Source organism: Citrobacter braakii (assembly GCF_002075345.1).
GTDB lineage: Bacteria > Pseudomonadota > Gammaproteobacteria > Enterobacterales > Enterobacteriaceae > Citrobacter > Citrobacter braakii.
On sequence record NZ_NAEW01000007.1, the window covers coordinates 62,419 to 79,157 of the forward strand.

The following is a 16,739-nucleotide window of genomic DNA, read 5'->3' on the forward strand; positions in this document are numbered from 1 at the left end:
GTTTCACGACGCTAATAAACCGGAATCGCCATCGCTCCATGTGCTAAACAGTACCGTAACCAGTCGGCCAGAAACTGATTAATTTGATGCTTTTCGTCGCGTTGATGCAACTTTTTATTTGGATAATCATACCGCGCTTTGAAGCGAAAGATCTGCTGACTCGAACACACTTCGGCCACCCTCGCGTCATGATACAGGCGGACTGTCAATGACGGCAGGCTCCAGTAAGTGACCGCGGGTGCCGTTTGTTCGATCGCGACAAGCGTAGTGTATCGGGTCGATTCAACGATCGTTAACCGATATTGTGCGTTTGCGACCTGATAGCTCACTGTTTCACCGGCTGCATCATTACGTGGCAGCAGGCGGCGCAATTGCGAATAGTTGGTTTCGCACAGGCGCATCATTTCAGGGAAGTCAGGTGTGTAACGCTTCATTTTTTCCACTCAGTTTTTAACTCTTGATAGTGCAGCTGTAACCATTGCAAGGCGATGACAGAAGCCGCGTTGTCGATTTTCCCCTCTTCAACCCATTGATAAGCCTGCTCCCGGCTCACCACATGAACACGAATATCTTCGTTTTCATCAGCCAGACCGTGGATCCCGCTCGCGGTCGTGGCGTCCACTTCGCCAACTAAAATAGACAGGCGCTCACTGGTGCCGCCAGGGCTTGCCAGATAGCTCAGAACGGGCTTGGTACGTTTAACTTCCAGCCCGGCCTCTTCCATCGCTTCACGACGAGCCACTTCCTCAACGGTTTCGCCCTCTTCAATCATTCCGGCCACCATTTCCAGGAGCCACGGACTTTCGCTGGTATCAAACGCTGCGATACGGATCTGCTCGACCAGAACAACTTCGTCCCGCTCAGGGTCAAAGGGTAGCAAGACTGCCGCGTGTCCGCGCTCAAAAATTTCGCGCTTTACCTCACCACTCATACCGCCGTTAAACAGGCGATGGCGGAACCGATAAAGATCCAGTGAAAAAAAACCGCGGTATAGCGTTTCTCGTGCAATAATTTCTACATCATTTTTAGTGAAAGTCATTGGCAAGTTGTCTGGTTTACGCATTGTGCTGTCCTGAAACCAATAGTGATTAAAATGTGAATTTCAAGGTCGTTTGACTGATGTTTGAACGCCCTTGTGTTAAATTGATGCAAATTAACGCCGTATGGCACGTAACGCCAACTTTTTGAAGTGGCGGATTCTGCTAGAATCAGCAAATATTTTTACAATTTGATCAGCGCTAAATACTGCTTCACAACAAGGAATGCAAATGAAGAAATTGCTCCCCATCCTTATCGGCCTGAGCCTGTCGGGGTTCACTACTTTGAGCCAGGCTGAAAACCTGATGCAGGTTTATCAGCAAGCACGCCTGAGCAACCCGGAATTGCGTAAATCCGCCGCCGATCGCGATGCTGCATTCGAAAAAATTAACGAAGCGCGTAGCCCATTACTGCCGCAACTAGGTTTAGGTGCCGATTACACCTACAGCAATGGCTACCGTGATGCAAATGGCGTCAACTCCAACGCAACCAGCGCGTCATTACAATTGACTCAGACGCTGTTCGACATGTCTAAATGGCGTGCCCTGACGCTGCAAGAAAAAGCAGCAGGCATCCAGGACGTAACGTATCAGACCGATCAGCAAACGCTGATCCTGAATACCGCTACCGCTTATTTTAACGTACTGAACGCGATTGACGTGCTGTCTTACACTCAGGCACAGAAAGATGCGGTCTATCGTCAGTTAGATCAGACCACACAGCGTTTTAACGTGGGCCTGGTCGCCATCACTGACGTACAGAACGCCCGTTCACAATACGATACCGTACTGGCGAACGAAGTTACCGCGCGTAACAATCTCGACAACGCGGTAGAACAGCTGCGCCAGGTGACCGGTAACTACTACCCGGAACTGGCTTCGCTGAACGTTGATGGCTTTAAAACCAACAAACCGCAGGCGGTGAACGCGCTGCTGAAAGAAGCAGAAAACCGCAACCTCTCATTATTGCAGGCTCGTTTGAGCCAGGATCTGGCGCGTGAACAGATTCGTCTGGCGCAGGATGGTCACTTACCGACGCTGGGTTTGACCGCCTCTACCGGCGTTTCTGACACCTCCTACAACGGGTCGAAAACCAACACCTCCCAGTATGACGACAGCAACATGGGCCAGAACAAAATCGGTCTGAACTTCTCGCTGCCGCTGTACCAGGGTGGGATGGTTAACTCGCAGGTGAAACAAGCGCAGTACAACTTTGTTGGCGCGAGCGAACAACTGGAAAGCGCGCACCGCAGCGTGGTGCAAACCGTGCGTTCTTCGTTCAACAACATTAATGCTTCTATCAGTAGCATTAACGCGTACAAACAAGCGGTTGTCTCTGCCCAAAGCTCTTTAGATGCGATGGAAGCAGGCTATTCCGTAGGTACCCGTACCATCGTGGATGTGTTGGATGCCACCACCACGCTGTACAACGCCAAGCAGCAACTGGCGAATGCGCGTTATACCTATCTTATCAACCAGCTTAACGTCAAATCTGCGCTCGGTACGCTGAACGAGCAGGATCTGGTGGCGCTGAACAATACGCTGGGTAAACCGATCCCGACTTCTCCGGATAGCGTCGCGCCGCAAAATCCGCAGCAAGATGCCGCTGTGAATGACTTTAACAGCAACGGCAATATGCCTGCGGCTCAACCAACGGCTGCACGTTCAACCAGCAGCAACGGTAACAACCCGTTCCGTAACTGATGCTGATGACGGGGCTTCGGCCCCGTCTGAACGTAAGGCAACGTAAAGATCCGCCCCTTCTTCCGCATTCTCGCCTCTTCCCGCTTCAATTTCGACCAGTCATCCTCTATTCTGAGCAGAGTTACCACTGGGTCCTGGAAGACATAAATGAAACGGACAAAATCTATACATCACGCCTCGTTCCGCAAAAGCTGGAGCGCGCGCCACCTGACTCCTGTCGCTCTGGCAGTTACCGCTGTTTTTATGCTCGCGGGCTGTGAAAAGAGTGACGAAACGGTTTCGCTTTATCAGAACGCGGACGACTGCTCTGCAGCTAATCCGGGTAAAAGCGCCGAATGTACCACCGCGTTTAACAATGCGCTGAAAGAAGCTGAACGCACCGCGCCAAAATACGCCACTCGCGAAGACTGTATCGCTGAATTCGGCGAAGGCCAGTGCCAACAGGCACCTGCACAAGCGGGCATGGCGCCGACCGGTGAAGGTCAGGCTCAGGCGCAGAATCAAAGCAGCGGCAGCTTCTGGATGCCGCTGATGGCAGGCTATATGATGGGCCGCATGATGGGTGGCGGTATGGGCGCTCAGCAGCCGCTGTTCAGCTCGAAAAATCCGGCCAGCCCGGCATACGGCAAATATACGGATGCCGGCGGTAAAAACTACGGCGCCGCAACGCCAGGTCGCACCATGACCGTACCGAAAACCGCCATGGCGCCGAAACCGGCTACCACCTCTACCGTAACCCGCGGTGGATTTGGCGAATCTGTGGCTAAACAGAGCACCATGCAGCGTAGCGCAAGCGGTACTACCACTCGTTCAATGGGCGGCTGATCGTCATGGAAAGAGTCAGTATTGTTGAGCGCCCGGACTGGCGCGATAAAGCCACCGAATACGGTTTCAACTTTCACACTATGTACGGCGAGCCGTACTGGTGTGAGGATGCGTATTATAAGCTCACGCTTGCTCAGGTCGAAAAGCTGGAAGAGGTCACCGCAGAGCTGCATCAAATGTGTCTCAAAGTGGTGGAAAGGGTCATCGCCAGCGATGAGCTGATGACCAAGTTTCGCATTCCGAAGCATACCTGGGGCTTTGTCCGCCAGTCCTGGCTGACACAGCAGCCGTCGCTCTATTCGCGTCTCGATCTGGCGTGGGACGGCACGGGCGAGCCTAAGCTGTTAGAAAACAACGCCGATACGCCAACCTCTCTGTACGAAGCTGCGTTTTTCCAGTGGATCTGGCTGGAAGACCAACTCAATGCAGGCAACCTGCCGGAAGGCAGCGATCAATTCAACAGTCTGCAGGAAAAGCTGATCGAGCGTTTCGCCGAGCTGCGTGAGCAGTATGGTTTTCAGTTGCTACATCTGACCTGTTGTCGCGATACGGTGGAAGATCGCGGAACGATCCAGTATCTGCAGGATTGCGCTGCAGAAGCTGAAATCGCCACTGAATTCCTCTATGTCGAAGATATTGGTCTTGGTGAAAAAGGTCAGTTCACGGATATGCAGGATCAGGTCATTGCTAACCTGTTCAAGCTCTATCCGTGGGAATTCATGCTGCGCGAAATGTTCTCCACTAAGCTGGAAGACGCTGGCGTTCGCTGGCTGGAACCAGCCTGGAAGAGCATCATCTCCAACAAAGCGTTATTACCGCTGTTGTGGGAAATGTTCCCGGATCATCCGAATCTGCTGCCTGCGTATTTCGCCGAAGATGACTATCCTCAGATGGATAAATTCGTCGTAAAGCCGATCTTCTCACGTGAAGGCGCGAACGTTTCAATTATCGAAAACGGTAAAACGATCGAAGCAGTGGAAGGGCCGTACGGCGAAGAAGGTATGATCGTGCAGCAATTCCATCAGCTACCGAAGTTTGGCGACAGCTATATGTTGATCGGCAGCTGGCTAATCAACGATCAACCAGCTGGCATTGGCATTCGCGAAGACCGCGCGTTGATCACGCAGGATCTCTCGCGTTTCTATCCGCATATTTTTGTCGAATGACTGAGAGTGCCGGGTGGTGGCTGCGTCTTACCCGGCCTACAGCATGAACTGTAGGCTCGATAAGCGCAGCGCCATCGGGCATTTATCATCCGACCTGCACCGACAACATACTCAAACTTCCCATCTCAATCCCGTCAACAGGAATAGTCACCGGCTCTTTGCCGTCCCAGGCACCTAATACGTACAGCAGCGGCAGATAGTGATCCGGTGTCGGGTTCGATAACGATCCCCCTTCATGATCGAGATAGTTCACCAGCGGGTGCTGTTCAACCGGTCCCTGCCATGTCAGGTTTGCTTTAACATATTCGTTGAATGAAGTCGCCCACGGATATGGCGTGTTCTCACCGTGCCAACGCACTGTGCGCAGGTTATGCACCACGTTACCGCTGGCTACCAGCATAATGCCCTCATCACGCAGTGCCGCCAGCTTGCGGCCAATTTCAAAATGCCAGGCCGCAGGTTTGGTACTGTCAATGCTCAGCTGCACCATCGGAATATCCGCATGCGGGTACATCTTGATCAGCACGCCCCATGAACCGTGGTCAAAACCCCACGCCTCTTTGTCTAAGGTAACGGGCACTGGGGCCAGCAAGTCAACCAGATGCTGCGCCAGTTCCGGTGATCCAGGAGCCGGGTAATGGGTGTCATACAGCGCCTGCGGAAAACCGCCAAAATCGTGGATTGTTTTAGGCGCTTCCATCGCCGTCACGCCCGTGCCACGAGTGAACCAATGCGCCGAGACCACCACAATGGCTTTCGGGCGCGGCAACGTTTCCCCCAGTTGCTGCCAGGCGCGGGTATAAACGTTATCTTCCAGAACATTCATCGGGCTACCGTGGCCCAAAAACAATGCTGGCATACGAGTTGAAGACATGATGATATCCTTACTGAGGGAGTCATTTTGATACCACCACAATACGCTTATTCGGCTGATGAAGAACTCAGATAACCATGATGAAGATCATCAGTTATTTTGACGATCCAACCCGGACAGCAGATTGATAAGGAGTTTTATTTGTCGATGTCAGTACCTTTACTTCTGACTTTACTGGCAGGCGCCGCCACGTTTATCGGCGCATTTCTCGGCGTGTTAGGGCAAAAACCCTCCAACCGCGTACTCGCCTTTTCGTTAGGCTTCGCCGCAGGGATTATGTTACTGATCTCACTGATGGAGATGCTCCCAGCCGCACTGGCTGCTGAAGGTATGTCGCCGGTATTGGGCTACGGAATGTTTATCGTTGGCTTACTGGGATACTTTGGCCTGGACCGCCTATTGCCGCACGCGCACCCTCAGGATCTGGTACAGAAAACCACGCGGCCTCTGCCCGGCTCCATTAAACGTACCGCGATTTTATTAACGCTCGGCATTAGCCTGCACAACTTCCCGGAAGGGATAGCGACGTTTGTTACCGCCAGCAGCAACCTCGAGCTGGGCTTTGGTATTGCCCTTGCCGTCGCATTACACAATATTCCTGAAGGATTAGCCGTTGCGGGTCCAGTCTATGCAGCCACGGGCTCCAAACGTACGGCGATATTCTGGGCCGGGATCTCGGGCATGGCGGAAATCCTGGGTGGCGTACTGGCGTGGTTAATTCTGGGGAGCCTGATCTCGCCGGTGGTGATGGCGGCAATAATGGCAGCAGTCGCAGGAATTATGGTGGCGCTGTCCGTCGATGAGCTAATGCCGTTGGCAAAAGAGATCGACCCGAATAATAATCCCAGCTATGGGGTACTTTGTGGAATGTCGGTGATGGGGTTAAGTCTTGTCATCCTCCAGTCCATGGGGATCGGCTAATTCAGAGGGCGGATGCCACCCTGCTAATTTACAGCATCCGCTCATCCATAGCAGAACGTGAAGGACTATTCCTGTTCCTTAACCGCGCTGTTATCTTCGCCAGAACGACGAAAGAGTTTGTTTCGCGCCTCGAGTAATGCATCCCGGTCTTGCCGAAATGCCCGACAATAACGCTTCATATGGCAATAATAACCAACTGCAACGAGTGCAATTAATACAATCCAGTACCAGGCGATAAACATTCTTTTACCCTTAAAATTTAACATCATTAAACATTTAACGTTAAAATTTTACACAACCTTATTCTGACATACTCCTATAGTGGCATATTCCAGAAACAAATATATGATTTCGATCATATAAACCAGCAGCTATACAAATAGTTAACACCGTTATAAAAAATAAAACAATGTCGACAAGATCACACTGCGCAATAATAAATATTGCCCTTAAAATAACGCACTCATACCATCCAAAAAATAATAAAAATTAGCGCCTGCAAAATAATACACCTCATCAATATTAATATATTCACCATAAAAGTAGCATCGGCAATACCATTTTTTATTATATTCACATCGTAAAAACATAATATATTCAGCACTGTTATATCTAAAGATAATATAAGGAGATATATCCATGTTTACACAGTACCGAAAAACACTTCTAGCCGGAACGCTTGCACTGACGTTTGGCTTTGTCGCAGGTAATTCATTTGCCGCTGGTTTCCAACCAGCCCAGCCCGCAGGAAAATTGGGTGCGATAATCGTTGACCCATACGGAAACGCCCCTCTTACCGCACTGGTTGAATTAGATAGTCACGTTATTTCGGATGTTAAAGTTACCGTTCATGGTAAAGGTGAAAAAGGAGTCCCAATTACCTATGCCGTCGGCAAAGAATCCCTCGCCACCTACGATGGGGTTCCTATTTTTGGCCTTTATCAAAAGTTCGCTAATAAGGTCACTGTTGAATATAAAGAAAATGGCAAGGCCATCAAGGAAGATTACGTGGTGCAAACATCTGCCATCGTTAATCACTACATGGATAACCGTTCTATTTCCGATTTACAGCAAACAAACGTTATTAAGGTCGCACCTGGCTTTGAAGACCGTCTCTATCTGGTGAATACCCACACCTTTACCGCGCAGGGCGCAGAATTCCACTGGCATGGTGAAAAAGATAAAAATGCCGGTATCCTGGATGCAGGTCCGGCCGGTGGCGCATTACCCTTTGATATCGCACCCTTTACCTTTGTCGTTGATACGGAAGGTGAATATCGTTGGTGGCTGGATCAGGACACTTTCTATGACGGTCATGACATGGATATCAACAAGCGCGGTTACCTGATGGGCATACGAGAGACACCGCGCGGCACCTTCACCGCCGTACAGGGCCAGCACTGGTATGAATTCGATATGATGGGCCAGATTCTGGCCGACCATAAGCTGCCGCGCGGATTCCTCGACGCATCGCATGAGTCCGTCGAAACGGTGAACGGCACCGTACTGCTTCGCGTGGGTAAACGGGACTATCGCAAGGAAGATGGCATTCACGTCCAAACTATCCGCGACCAGATTATTGAAGTCGACAAATCCGGTCGTGTTGTTGACGTGTGGGATCTGACAAAAATTCTCGATCCGATGCGTGATGCACTGCTGGGTGCGTTGGATGCGGGCGCGGTATGCGTCAACGTGGACCTCGCTCATGCCGGCCAGCAGGCAAAACTGGAGCCAGATACCCCCTACGGTGACGCCCTCGGCGTGGGTGCGGGTCGTAACTGGGCGCACGTTAACTCCATCGCCTTTGACGCCAAAGACGACGCCATCATTATCTCTTCCCGCCATCAGGGGGTTGTCAAAATCGGTCGCGATAAACAGGTGAAGTGGATCCTTGCACCGTCTAAAGGCTGGAATAAGGCGCTGGCAAGCAAGCTGTTAAAACCGATTGATGATAAAGGCAACGCACTGAAATGTGATGAAAATGGCAAGTGCGAGAATACCGATTTCGATTTTACCTACACTCAACACACCGCATGGCTCTCCAGCAAAGGAACGCTTACCATTTTTGACAACGGCGATGGCCGCGGACTCGAACAACCGGCGTTACCAACAATGAAATACTCCCGTTTCGTCGAATATAAAATTGACGAGAAAAAAGGGACCGTCCAGCAAATTTGGGAGTACGGAAAAGAGCGCGGTTATGATTTTTATAGCCCTATCACCTCGGTTATCGAATATCAAAAAGATCGCGACACCATGTTTGGCTTTGGTGGTTCGATTAATTTATTTGACGTTGGACAGCCAACCATCGGCAAAATCAACGAAATTGACTACAAAACAAAAGAAGTCAAAGTCGAAATTAATGTCCTGTCCGATAAGCCAAATCAAACTCACTACCGTGCATTGCTGGTTCATCCACGCCAAATGTTTAAATAATTACATTAGATTAAGGATTAATTATGTCATCTAAATGGATCACTTCATTATTTAAAAGCGTGGTATTAACCGCCGCGCTTGCCTCACCGTTTGCAGCATCAGCGTTTACTGAAGGCACTGATTATATGGTTCTGGAAAAACCAATTCCCAACGCCGATAAGACGTTGATCAAAGTATTCAGTTACGCCTGCCCATTTTGCTACAAATATGATAAAGCCGTGACAGGGCCCGTGTCAGACAAAGTCGCCGATGTCGTTACTTTCACTCCGTTTCATCTGGAAACCAAAGGGGAATACGGTAAACAGGCCAGCGAAATCTTTGCCGTAATGATTGCCAGGGACATGGCTGCAGGTATTTCATTGTTTGACGCCAAATCACAGTTTAAAAAAGCCAAGTTCGCTTATTACGCCGCCTACCACGATAAGAAAGAGCGCTGGTCAGAGGGTAAAGATCCCGCCTCATTCATCAAAACAGGGTTGGATGCAGCGGGCATGAGCCAGGCTGATTTTGACGCGGCATTGAAGGATCCAGCCGTCCAGCAAACGCTGGAGAAATGGAAAGCAGCATATGATGTCGCCAAAATCCAGGGCGTTCCGGCTTACGTCGTCAATGGTAAATACCTGATCTACACCAAAAATATCAAATCTATTGATTCCATGGCTGAGCTTGTCAGAGAGCTCGCGAAAAAATAAACAGGGACCCGGCTATGGCTTTCATAAAAGGATCGTGGCGAGACTTATGTAATACACCGGTTGATACCCTGGTGAGATGGCAGGAACAGCGCTTTCTGTGGCTGTTGATGGCTTGCGCAATGGGTGGATTGATTATTCTGGCGCATTCGTTCTTCCAAATCTATCTCTACATGGCCCCCTGCGAACAATGTGTCTACATTCGCTTTGCCATGCTGGTGATGGTTTTTGGCGGATTGATTGCGGCAATCAACCCCAAAAATGTTGTTCTGAAGCTCATCGGTTGTATCGCGGCATTTTACGGCAGCATCCTGGGCATTAAGTTCTCCATCAAACTTAACGGCATTCATTATGCTGTACATAACCCGGACCCGGATTCGCTGTTTGGCGTACAGGGATGCTCCACCGATCCGACATTCCCTTTTAATTTGCCTCTGGCCAACTGGGCACCGGAGTGGTTTAAACCCACAGGAGATTGCGGCTATGACGCTCCCATTGTTCCCGACGGCGTGGCGCTCAGCAGTACGCAAAAGTGGTTTGTCGATCTGTACCAGCAGTCAGAAGGCTGGTATCTGATCCCGCCTTGGCATTTTATGAACATGGCGCAGGCCTGTTTGTTGGCCTTTAGTTTGTGCTTACTGTTGCTCGTCATTATGAGCGGCGCATGGGCATTACAGCGGGTGAGAACCAAATAATCGGAGCAAGAAACAAAAAAACCGAAGCCTGGAAGATGGCTTCGGTTTTTTATGCTTACCGCGACTAACGTGGTAATTTGCGATTAGCTGGCTTTGCGCTCATGCGCCTGACGATAAGCCACCAGGTCTTCGATAGTAACTACCGCCATATTATGCTTGCCGGCAAATTCGATACATTCTGGCGCACGCGCCATGGTGCCATCGTCATTGGTCAGTTCGCACAGCACGCCTGCCGGTTTAAACCCTGCCAGCGTCATCAGGTCGATGGTTGCTTCAGTGTGACCACCGCGGGTCAACACGCCACCTGCCTGAGCACGCAGCGGGAAAACGTGCCCCGGACGGTTAAGATCGGAAGGTTTAGCGCCATCCTGAATTGCCGCACGCACCGTAGTAACACGGTCCGCAGCGGAAACGCCGGTAGTCACGCCTTCTGCGGCTTCAATGGTCACGGTAAAACCGGTACCGTAAGCGCTGGTGTTATTTTCCACCATCATTGGCAGATCGAGCTGTTTGCGTCGGTCTTCAGTGATGCACAGGCATACAATACCGCTGCCGTGACGGATGGTCAGAGCCATCTGTTCAACAGTCATGGTTTCTGCCGGGAAAATCATATCGCCTTCGTTTTCACGATCTTCGTCGTCAAGCACCATCACACCGCGTCCTTCACGCAGCGCAGACAGCGCAAGTTCAACACGTTCGAAAGGCGTACCAAAAGAGGAAAGTAGCGTCTGATTCATGGTAAAAAAACCTCACTAAAATTATGGTTACCAGAATCAGGGCAGTCTTAGGAGTACCGTCTAAGCGGCAAAAAAATAACGTGAGCGGGTCCATGCCCGACTGGATCGTTACTCTCTCCCATCCGGACTCTAACCGTCGGCCCCGGAATTACACCGGATCTGCTGACCTTTGAGTTTGCACCCAAAGCGCTCGCGGGCTTTCAACCTGAGTTGATTTACCGCCGGTGGGGAATTTCGCCCCGCCCTGAGAATAAGCGAGTTAACTATAACGCTATTGATTACCTTCATCAACGCCTTTGCTCGTCTTAGCTTCACACAATTCTGGTTTATGCCTGTGCCAGTTCGCACTACAATAGGCAACAACACGTACCAGTTCAGGGAAACCACAATGATTGACCCGAAAAAAATTGAGCAGATTGCTCGTCAGGTTCACGAGTCGATGCCGAAAGGGATCCGCGAGTTTGGCGAAGACGTCGAGAAGAAAATTCGTCAAACGCTGCAGTCACAGCTGACCCGTCTGGATCTGGTAAGCCGTGAAGAGTTTGATGTACAGACTCAGGTTTTGCTGCGTACCCGTGAAAAGCTGGCGCTACTTGAGCAACGTCTGACTGAGCTGGAATCGCGTGAAAAAACGGCAGAAGTTAAACCTGCTCCCGCGATCCCGTCAGTCGATCCGCAAGAGTAAAAACGACAACGGGCCGCAAGGCCCGTTTTTTCTGTTAGTGTTCCAGTTCTAGCTTCCTGGCCTCCGTCGCCTGCTGGCAGTACAGCGCATAGCGTTTGCAAAACCAGCTACGATGTTCTTCATCCATATTCCCAGTTATCGCCTGGATATCTACGGGATGGCCCTCAGCTTGCATCCTGGCAAAACTACGGGCCAGGAAATCGAAATTGTTCATTGAATACATATTGCTGTTCATGAGCATACCCTCCAGTTATTGAATATCTGTTAAGGCCATATGCTTTTTCTAATTTCAGTATTTCCCTGGATGCGAAGTTATTCTGTACATATTGTGCGCAAAACCACTGCGCTGGTTCACAGTTTCCCACGAAATCTAAGAGGGGTCGGATTTAAGGTCAGCGTGACGCACGCTTATTGTAACGTCATGTAAAAGTAAATCGGGGGGAGAAATCCCCTCTCCCCTTATTCCTTTACTCTGGGTTGAAGAAAACAGCAGCATCAATAGCAAGAAACGTATCGCATCCAAAAGTTCGATACGTTTCCAGCATTTGTTATTTATCGCTGTCTTTTTGGATCTTCTTGATGATATTGGTCGTTGAGCAGCCATCTTCAAAGTTCAGCACCAGCACTTCACCGCCGTTCGCCCACACTTCTTTGCTGCCCGCAATATCTTCCGGCTTATAGTCGCCGCCTTTTACCAGCAGATCCGGCAGGATGCCGGCAATCAGACGCTGTGGTGTGTCTTCTTCAAAAGAGACCACCCAGTCGACGGCTTCCAGCGCGCCCAGCACGATCATGCGCTGTTCCAGCGGGTTGACCGGACGCGTTTCGCCTTTCAGACGTTTGGTCGAAGCATCGCTGTTTACCGCCACGATCAGACGATCGCCCAGCTTGCGCGCATTCGCCAGATAGGAAACGTGGCCCGCATGCAGGATGTCGAACACGCCGTTGGTCATCACCACTTTCTCACCGCGCTTGCGGGCGCTGGCTACGGCCTGTTTCAGCTCAGACTCGCTCATCACGCCAAAGCCAGTGTCGGCCCGACCGCGCACGGCGTTTTCCAGTTCAATCGGGGAAACGGTTGAAGTCCCCAGTTTACCGACGACAACACCCGCTGCGGCATTAGCAAAATAGCACGCCTCTTCCAGAGTGTTCCCCGCCGCCAGCGTCGCTGCCAGCACGCCGATCACCGTATCGCCCGCACCCGTCACGTCATACACTTCCTGCGCCTGCGTCGGCATATGCAGTGGCGATTTGCCCGGTTGCAGCAGCGTCATACCCTGTTCGGAACGCGTGATCAGCAGCGCGGAAAGGTCGAAATCTGCAATCACTTTCATGCCGCGCTCAACCAGTTCATCTTCGCTTTTGCACTTACCGGCCACCGCTTCAAATTCAGACAAATTCGGCGTCAGCAGCGTTGCGCCACGATAGCGTTCAAAATCGGTCCCTTTCGGATCGATAAGCACCGGCACCCCAGCCTTACGCGCCAGAGCAATCATCTGCTGCACGCTTGCCAGCGCGCCTTTGGCGTAATCGGAGAGCACCAAAGCGCCAATGGAGCCCAGAGCCTGGTTAATACGCTCATGCAGTGGCTGCGGATCCACGCCTTCAAAACCTTCTTCGAAATCCAGGCGAATCAGTTGCTGGTTGCGGGAAAGCACGCGCAGTTTGGTGATCGTCGGATGAGTTGGCACAGAAACGAAGTCACATTTTACGTTCACATCCGCCAGCGTTTTGCTCAGCGCACGCGCCGCGTCGTCAATCCCAGTCAGGCCAACCAGACGCGAATTCGCTCCCAGAGAGGCAATGTTCATCGCCACGTTTGCTGCGCCACCGGGACGTTCTTCAATGGTATCAACCTTCACCACCGGAACCGGCGCTTCAGGTGAAATACGGCTGGTAGGACCGTACCAGTAGCGATCTAGCATCACATCACCGACAACCATGACTCCTGCACGTTCAAACTCTGGCAGCGTTACTTTCATTCCTGTCTCCTGAGAGATTCTCTGAGGGTCTTAAAATTTGCGCGCGATAATAGCACACTTCACTCGGCAACCAGCCACTTCTGCCAGCTGTCACGCACCAGCGTACGTTCAGCGTCGAAGAGCTCCGGCACCACATGGCCCGGAAGTTCCTGCAATGCAAGATGATGAAGTTCATCGCGCAGCGTCGTATAAGCACGGGTAAGCGCCAGCGCTTCCTGCTCATCCATAATGTCGTTTTGCGCCAGTAACTCCAGAATGCGCACGTTATCCGACCAGCGCGTCAGCTTCGGTTTTTCATGCGCATAGCGCAGCACCAGGTATTGCGTAATAAACTCAATGTCGGTGATGCCGCCTTCATCCGCTTTGATATCAAAACGATCGCGATGCTTATTGCCCAAATGGGCCCGCATTTTCTCACGCATTTCGCGCACATCGGTCTGCAAGGTTTTCGCGTCGCGGACGAGGGTCATGATATCGCGACGAATCGCATCAAACTGAGAGGTCAACCGTGGGTCGCCGTACACCACTCGAGCGCGCACCAGCGCTTGATGCTCCCACGTCCAGGCTTCGTTGCGCTGGTAATCAGCGAAAGCCTCGGTTGATGTCACCAGCATTCCCGCCGCGCCGGACGGACGCAACCGCGCATCCACTTCATATAAAATACCGGATGAGGTGCGGGTGCTGAAAAGGTGCATAATGCGCTGCGACAGACGCAAATAGAACTGTCGCCCGTCAATCTCACGCTCACCATCCGTCATCACGTCCATAGGACAGTCATGCAGGAAGATCAAATCAAGATCCGAACTGTAGCCCAGCTCCCAGCCGCCCAGTTTGCCATACCCGACGACGGCAAAACCGCGCCCCTCGCGCCCGTCAAGATGAGTGGGTTGCCCGTAGCGAGCGACCATCTGCATCCACGCCTGCTGGACTACCGCATCAATAATAGCTTCCGCCAGCCAGGTTAAGTGGTCGCTCACCTTCATCACCGGCAGCGTACCAGCGATATCTGCCGCGGCAATGCGCAGCAACTGCGTTTGCTTAAACTGACGCAGCGCTTCCAACTGCTGCTCTTCGTCATCTTCCGGCACGCGCAGCAAATACTGACGCAGTTCATCACGGTAGGCATCCGTCGCAGTGGGTTGATACAAGGTGTTCGGATCCAGCAGTTCATCGAGCAACAGCGGATACCGCGCCAGCTGGCTGGCGATCATCGGCGAAGCGGCACATAACGAAATCAGATGCTTAAGCGCTCCGGGGAATTCGCTCAGCAGCTCCAGATAGGTCGTACGGGTCACAATGCCTACCAGCAGCGGTGTGATGCGCGACAGCGGGACTGAGGCGTCGTCACGCGAACAGACATCGCTCAGCAGATGTGGCATTAAGTGATCCAGCACCTGGCGTCCGCGTGGGCCAATGGTGCGTTTATCCAGCTCTTTGCGAAAATCGGCAATCAGAGACAGCACGCGCCGGCGATCGTCATCCGCCAGATGCGTCAGCACCGGCGAGGTGTCATCTTCCTGTAATGCGTCCTGCCACAGTTCACGCCACTGTTCTGAGAGCGACTCTTCCTGGGTTTCTGCTTCGTCATCGCCAATCAACTCGTTAAACACCCGGCGCACGTTGTCCATATGACTGGCCAGCACATCGGTTAGCTGCTGCCAGTCATCGACGTTCATCCCCCACGCCAGCCGCGCGCGGTTCAGTTCATCGCCTGGCAACGTCTGGGTCTGCTCATCATTGATACTTTGCAGCAGGTTCTCCAGACGACGTAAATAGAGATAGGCTGCGCGCAGTTGTTCCGCGTCGGTATCTGACAGCAGGTGCAACGCATTGATGGCGCTGAGCGTGGGTAACAGCGAGCGGGATTGCAATGACGGCTCGCGCCCACCGCGAATAAGCTGGAATACCTGCACGATAAATTCGATTTCACGAATACCGCCCGCGCCCAACTTAATGTTGTCTTTCAGGCCACGGCGGCGCACTTCGCGGGCAATCATTCCTTTCATGTTACGCAGAGACTGGATCACGCTGAAATCAATATAGCGGCGGAAAACAAAAGGCCGCAGCATAGCGCGAAGCTCACTGACGTAAGTACCGTCGCAATCGCCCATAATGCGGGCCTTGACCATCGCATAGCGTTCCCAGTCGCGCCCTTGTTCCTGATAATAATCCTCCAGCGCAGAGAAGCTCAGCACCAGCGGGCCGCTGTCGCCAAACGGGCGTAAACGCATATCCACCCGATAGACAAATCCATCCATTGTGGGCTGATCCAGCACTTTGATGAGCCGCTGGCCCATACGGGTAAAGAACTGCGCGTTATCCAGCTCGCGACGTCCGCCCTGCGTACTACCGTGCTCCGGCCAGGCAAAAATCAGATCGATATCAGAGGAAAAATTCAGTTCGCCGCCGCCCAGTTTCCCCATACCTAAAATCAGCAGCGGTTGCGCAACACCTTGTGGATTACAGGGCGTACCCCATTCACGACAGCAGGCGGCGTATAACCAGTCACGCGCGGCGACGATCAGCGTTTCAGCCAAATGGCTTAGCTGCTGCAAGATACTCTCTTCCGTCACCAGCGACAGCGTCTGCGCCCAGGCGATACGCACCATGATGCGACGGCGAAACAGGCGCAGCTCACGCATCAGCGTGTTTTCGTCGCTAACGTCGACCAATGCTTGCTGTAACCAATCAGCATAGTGTTGCCATTCATCCGCCTCGGGTGGCGTGCTTTCCAGTTCGACCAGCCATTCGGGATGGGCAATAATGCTGTCGCGAAAAAAATCACTGAATGTAAGCACTGACTTCGCCTGAATGCTAAGCGAGGACTCAGATATTGCTGCTGGCAGCCGCTCAACAACGGTCGGCCAGTAATGCTGTAACGGTGAAGAGAGCTGCTTCATTTATGGATTATCCTTTGAATAGTACCGGGCAGCGGCATGTTGCCTTATCCAGCCTACATGACGCTTCCGCCCATCGCGTAGGCCTGAT

Annotated in this window: 16 protein-coding genes and 1 riboswitch; of the genes, 8 read left to right on the forward strand and 8 right to left on the reverse strand. The window is 51.9% G+C overall.

What is annotated here, in order from left to right:
- Positions 1-11 precede the first annotated feature (11 nt).
- Both BZK42_RS16015 and nudF read right to left on the reverse strand, forming a co-directional pair.
- The gene (locus BZK42_RS16015; protein WP_003024582.1) at positions 12-434 is read right to left on the reverse strand and encodes a DUF1249 family protein; all 423 of its coding nucleotides are present in this window, start codon (positions 432-434) and stop codon (positions 12-14) included.
- Positions 431-1,063: an ADP-ribose diphosphatase gene (gene nudF / locus BZK42_RS16020; protein ID WP_019077696.1), complete on the reverse strand. Its 633-nt coding sequence runs from the start codon at positions 1,061-1,063 to the stop codon at positions 431-433. Before nudF ends, BZK42_RS16015 begins: the two co-directional genes overlap by 4 nt.
- 199 nt (positions 1,064-1,262) lie before the next feature.
- Here nudF and tolC point away from each other — a divergent pair, with 199 nt between their 5' ends.
- The 3 genes from tolC to BZK42_RS16040 all read left to right on the forward strand — a co-directional run bounded on the left by tolC (position 1,263) and on the right by BZK42_RS16040 (position 4,732).
- Entirely contained in the window at positions 1,263-2,741 is a 1,479-nt protein-coding gene (gene tolC / locus BZK42_RS16025; RefSeq protein WP_094168678.1) for an outer membrane channel protein TolC, read from the forward strand.
- A 147-nt stretch (positions 2,742-2,888) separates the two neighbouring features.
- Positions 2,889-3,566 (forward strand): DUF1190 family protein, encoded by a 678-nt coding sequence (locus BZK42_RS16035; RefSeq protein ID WP_016154521.1) that lies wholly within the window; start codon positions 2,889-2,891, stop codon positions 3,564-3,566.
- A 5-nt stretch (positions 3,567-3,571) separates the two neighbouring features.
- On the forward strand, positions 3,572-4,732 hold the full coding sequence (locus BZK42_RS16040; protein ID WP_019077698.1) for a glutathionylspermidine synthase family protein: 1,161 nt from the start codon (positions 3,572-3,574) through the stop codon (positions 4,730-4,732).
- Positions 4,733-4,817: 85 nt separating this feature from the next.
- Here the strand turns inward: BZK42_RS16040 and ygiD are convergent, their stop codons facing one another.
- Positions 4,818-5,606 carry a 4,5-DOPA-extradiol-dioxygenase gene (ygiD, locus tag BZK42_RS16045; RefSeq protein ID WP_047358648.1) on the reverse strand — a complete coding sequence of 263 codons (789 nt, stop codon included), beginning with the start codon at positions 5,604-5,606 and terminating at the stop codon, positions 4,818-4,820.
- A 147-nt stretch (positions 5,607-5,753) separates the two neighbouring features.
- On the opposite strand from ygiD, the gene zupT reads away from it, so the two are divergent.
- On the forward strand, positions 5,754-6,527 hold the full coding sequence (gene zupT / locus BZK42_RS16050) for a zinc transporter ZupT (protein ID WP_016157488.1): 774 nt from the start codon (positions 5,754-5,756) through the stop codon (positions 6,525-6,527).
- Between the two features lie 65 nt (positions 6,528-6,592).
- Here the strand turns inward: zupT and BZK42_RS29060 are convergent, their stop codons facing one another.
- Positions 6,593-6,769 (reverse strand): hypothetical protein, encoded by a 177-nt coding sequence (locus BZK42_RS29060; protein WP_016154525.1) that lies wholly within the window; start codon positions 6,767-6,769, stop codon positions 6,593-6,595.
- Positions 6,770-7,166: 397 nt separating this feature from the next.
- Between BZK42_RS29060 and BZK42_RS16060 the strand changes: the two genes are divergently transcribed.
- Genes BZK42_RS16060 through dsbI form a run of 3 tightly spaced genes read left to right on the forward strand, consistent with a single transcriptional unit; the run spans position 7,167 to position 10,347 of the window.
- Positions 7,167-8,963, forward strand: a complete 1,797-nt coding sequence (locus BZK42_RS16060; RefSeq protein WP_053388753.1) for an aryl-sulfate sulfotransferase — start codon at positions 7,167-7,169, stop codon at positions 8,961-8,963.
- 23 nt (positions 8,964-8,986) lie between these two features.
- A complete protein-coding gene (locus BZK42_RS16065) occupies positions 8,987-9,655 on the forward strand; it encodes a thiol:disulfide interchange protein DsbA/DsbL (protein WP_019077701.1) in 669 nt (222 codons plus the stop codon).
- Positions 9,656-9,669: 14 nt separating this feature from the next.
- Positions 9,670-10,347 (forward strand): protein-disulfide oxidoreductase DsbI, encoded by a 678-nt coding sequence (dsbI, locus tag BZK42_RS16070; RefSeq protein WP_053388752.1) that lies wholly within the window; start codon positions 9,670-9,672, stop codon positions 10,345-10,347.
- Positions 10,348-10,430: 83 nt separating this feature from the next.
- Here the strand turns inward: dsbI and ribB are convergent, their stop codons facing one another.
- Entirely contained in the window at positions 10,431-11,084 is a 654-nt protein-coding gene (gene ribB / locus BZK42_RS16075) for a 3,4-dihydroxy-2-butanone-4-phosphate synthase (RefSeq protein WP_016154529.1), read from the reverse strand.
- A 106-nt stretch (positions 11,085-11,190) separates the two neighbouring features.
- A riboswitch (FMN riboswitch) is annotated at positions 11,191-11,340 on the reverse strand.
- A gap of 132 nt (positions 11,341-11,472) precedes the next feature.
- Between ribB and ubiK the strand changes: the two genes are divergently transcribed.
- Positions 11,473-11,769 (forward strand): ubiquinone biosynthesis accessory factor UbiK, encoded by a 297-nt coding sequence (ubiK, locus tag BZK42_RS16080; protein WP_003024618.1) that lies wholly within the window; start codon positions 11,473-11,475, stop codon positions 11,767-11,769.
- A gap of 34 nt (positions 11,770-11,803) precedes the next feature.
- On the opposite strand, the gene glgS is transcribed toward ubiK, so the two are convergent.
- The 3 genes from glgS to glnE form a co-directional block, all read right to left on the reverse strand.
- On the reverse strand, positions 11,804-12,010 hold the full coding sequence (gene glgS, locus BZK42_RS16085) for a cell surface composition regulator GlgS (RefSeq protein WP_019077704.1): 207 nt from the start codon (positions 12,008-12,010) through the stop codon (positions 11,804-11,806).
- A gap of 307 nt (positions 12,011-12,317) precedes the next feature.
- Positions 12,318-13,751 (reverse strand): bifunctional D-glycero-beta-D-manno-heptose-7-phosphate kinase/D-glycero-beta-D-manno-heptose 1-phosphate adenylyltransferase HldE, encoded by a 1,434-nt coding sequence (gene hldE / locus BZK42_RS16090; RefSeq protein WP_016154530.1) that lies wholly within the window; start codon positions 13,749-13,751, stop codon positions 12,318-12,320.
- A gap of 59 nt (positions 13,752-13,810) precedes the next feature.
- On the reverse strand, positions 13,811-16,651 hold the full coding sequence (gene glnE / locus BZK42_RS16095; RefSeq protein WP_080859505.1) for a bifunctional [glutamate--ammonia ligase]-adenylyl-L-tyrosine phosphorylase/[glutamate--ammonia-ligase] adenylyltransferase: 2,841 nt from the start codon (positions 16,649-16,651) through the stop codon (positions 13,811-13,813).
- Between the last annotated feature and the right edge of the window lie 88 nt (positions 16,652-16,739).

Coding starts and splice junctions, on each gene's coding strand:
- BZK42_RS16015 (WP_003024582.1), bottom strand. CDS start 434: ATGAAGCGTTACACACCTGACTTCCCTGAAATGATGCGCCTGTGCGAA.
- nudF (WP_019077696.1), bottom strand. CDS start 1,063: ATGCGTAAACCAGACAACTTGCCAATGACTTTCACTAAAAATGATGTA.
- tolC (WP_094168678.1), top strand. CDS start 1,263: ATGCAAATGAAGAAATTGCTCCCCATCCTTATCGGCCTGAGCCTGTCG.
- BZK42_RS16035 (WP_016154521.1), top strand. CDS start 2,889: ATGAAACGGACAAAATCTATACATCACGCCTCGTTCCGCAAAAGCTGG.
- BZK42_RS16040 (WP_019077698.1), top strand. CDS start 3,572: ATGGAAAGAGTCAGTATTGTTGAGCGCCCGGACTGGCGCGATAAAGCC.
- ygiD (WP_047358648.1), bottom strand. CDS start 5,606: ATGTCTTCAACTCGTATGCCAGCATTGTTTTTGGGCCACGGTAGCCCG.
- zupT (WP_016157488.1), top strand. CDS start 5,754: ATGTCAGTACCTTTACTTCTGACTTTACTGGCAGGCGCCGCCACGTTT.
- BZK42_RS29060 (WP_016154525.1), bottom strand. CDS start 6,769: ATGTTTATCGCCTGGTACTGGATTGTATTAATTGCACTCGTTGCAGTT.
- BZK42_RS16060 (WP_053388753.1), top strand. CDS start 7,167: ATGTTTACACAGTACCGAAAAACACTTCTAGCCGGAACGCTTGCACTG.
- BZK42_RS16065 (WP_019077701.1), top strand. CDS start 8,987: ATGTCATCTAAATGGATCACTTCATTATTTAAAAGCGTGGTATTAACC.
- dsbI (WP_053388752.1), top strand. CDS start 9,670: ATGGCTTTCATAAAAGGATCGTGGCGAGACTTATGTAATACACCGGTT.
- ribB (WP_016154529.1), bottom strand. CDS start 11,084: ATGAATCAGACGCTACTTTCCTCTTTTGGTACGCCTTTCGAACGTGTT.
- ubiK (WP_003024618.1), top strand. CDS start 11,473: ATGATTGACCCGAAAAAAATTGAGCAGATTGCTCGTCAGGTTCACGAG.
- glgS (WP_019077704.1), bottom strand. CDS start 12,010: ATGCTCATGAACAGCAATATGTATTCAATGAACAATTTCGATTTCCTG.
- hldE (WP_016154530.1), bottom strand. CDS start 13,751: ATGAAAGTAACGCTGCCAGAGTTTGAACGTGCAGGAGTCATGGTTGTC.
- glnE (WP_080859505.1), bottom strand. CDS start 16,651: ATGAAGCAGCTCTCTTCACCGTTACAGCATTACTGGCCGACCGTTGTT.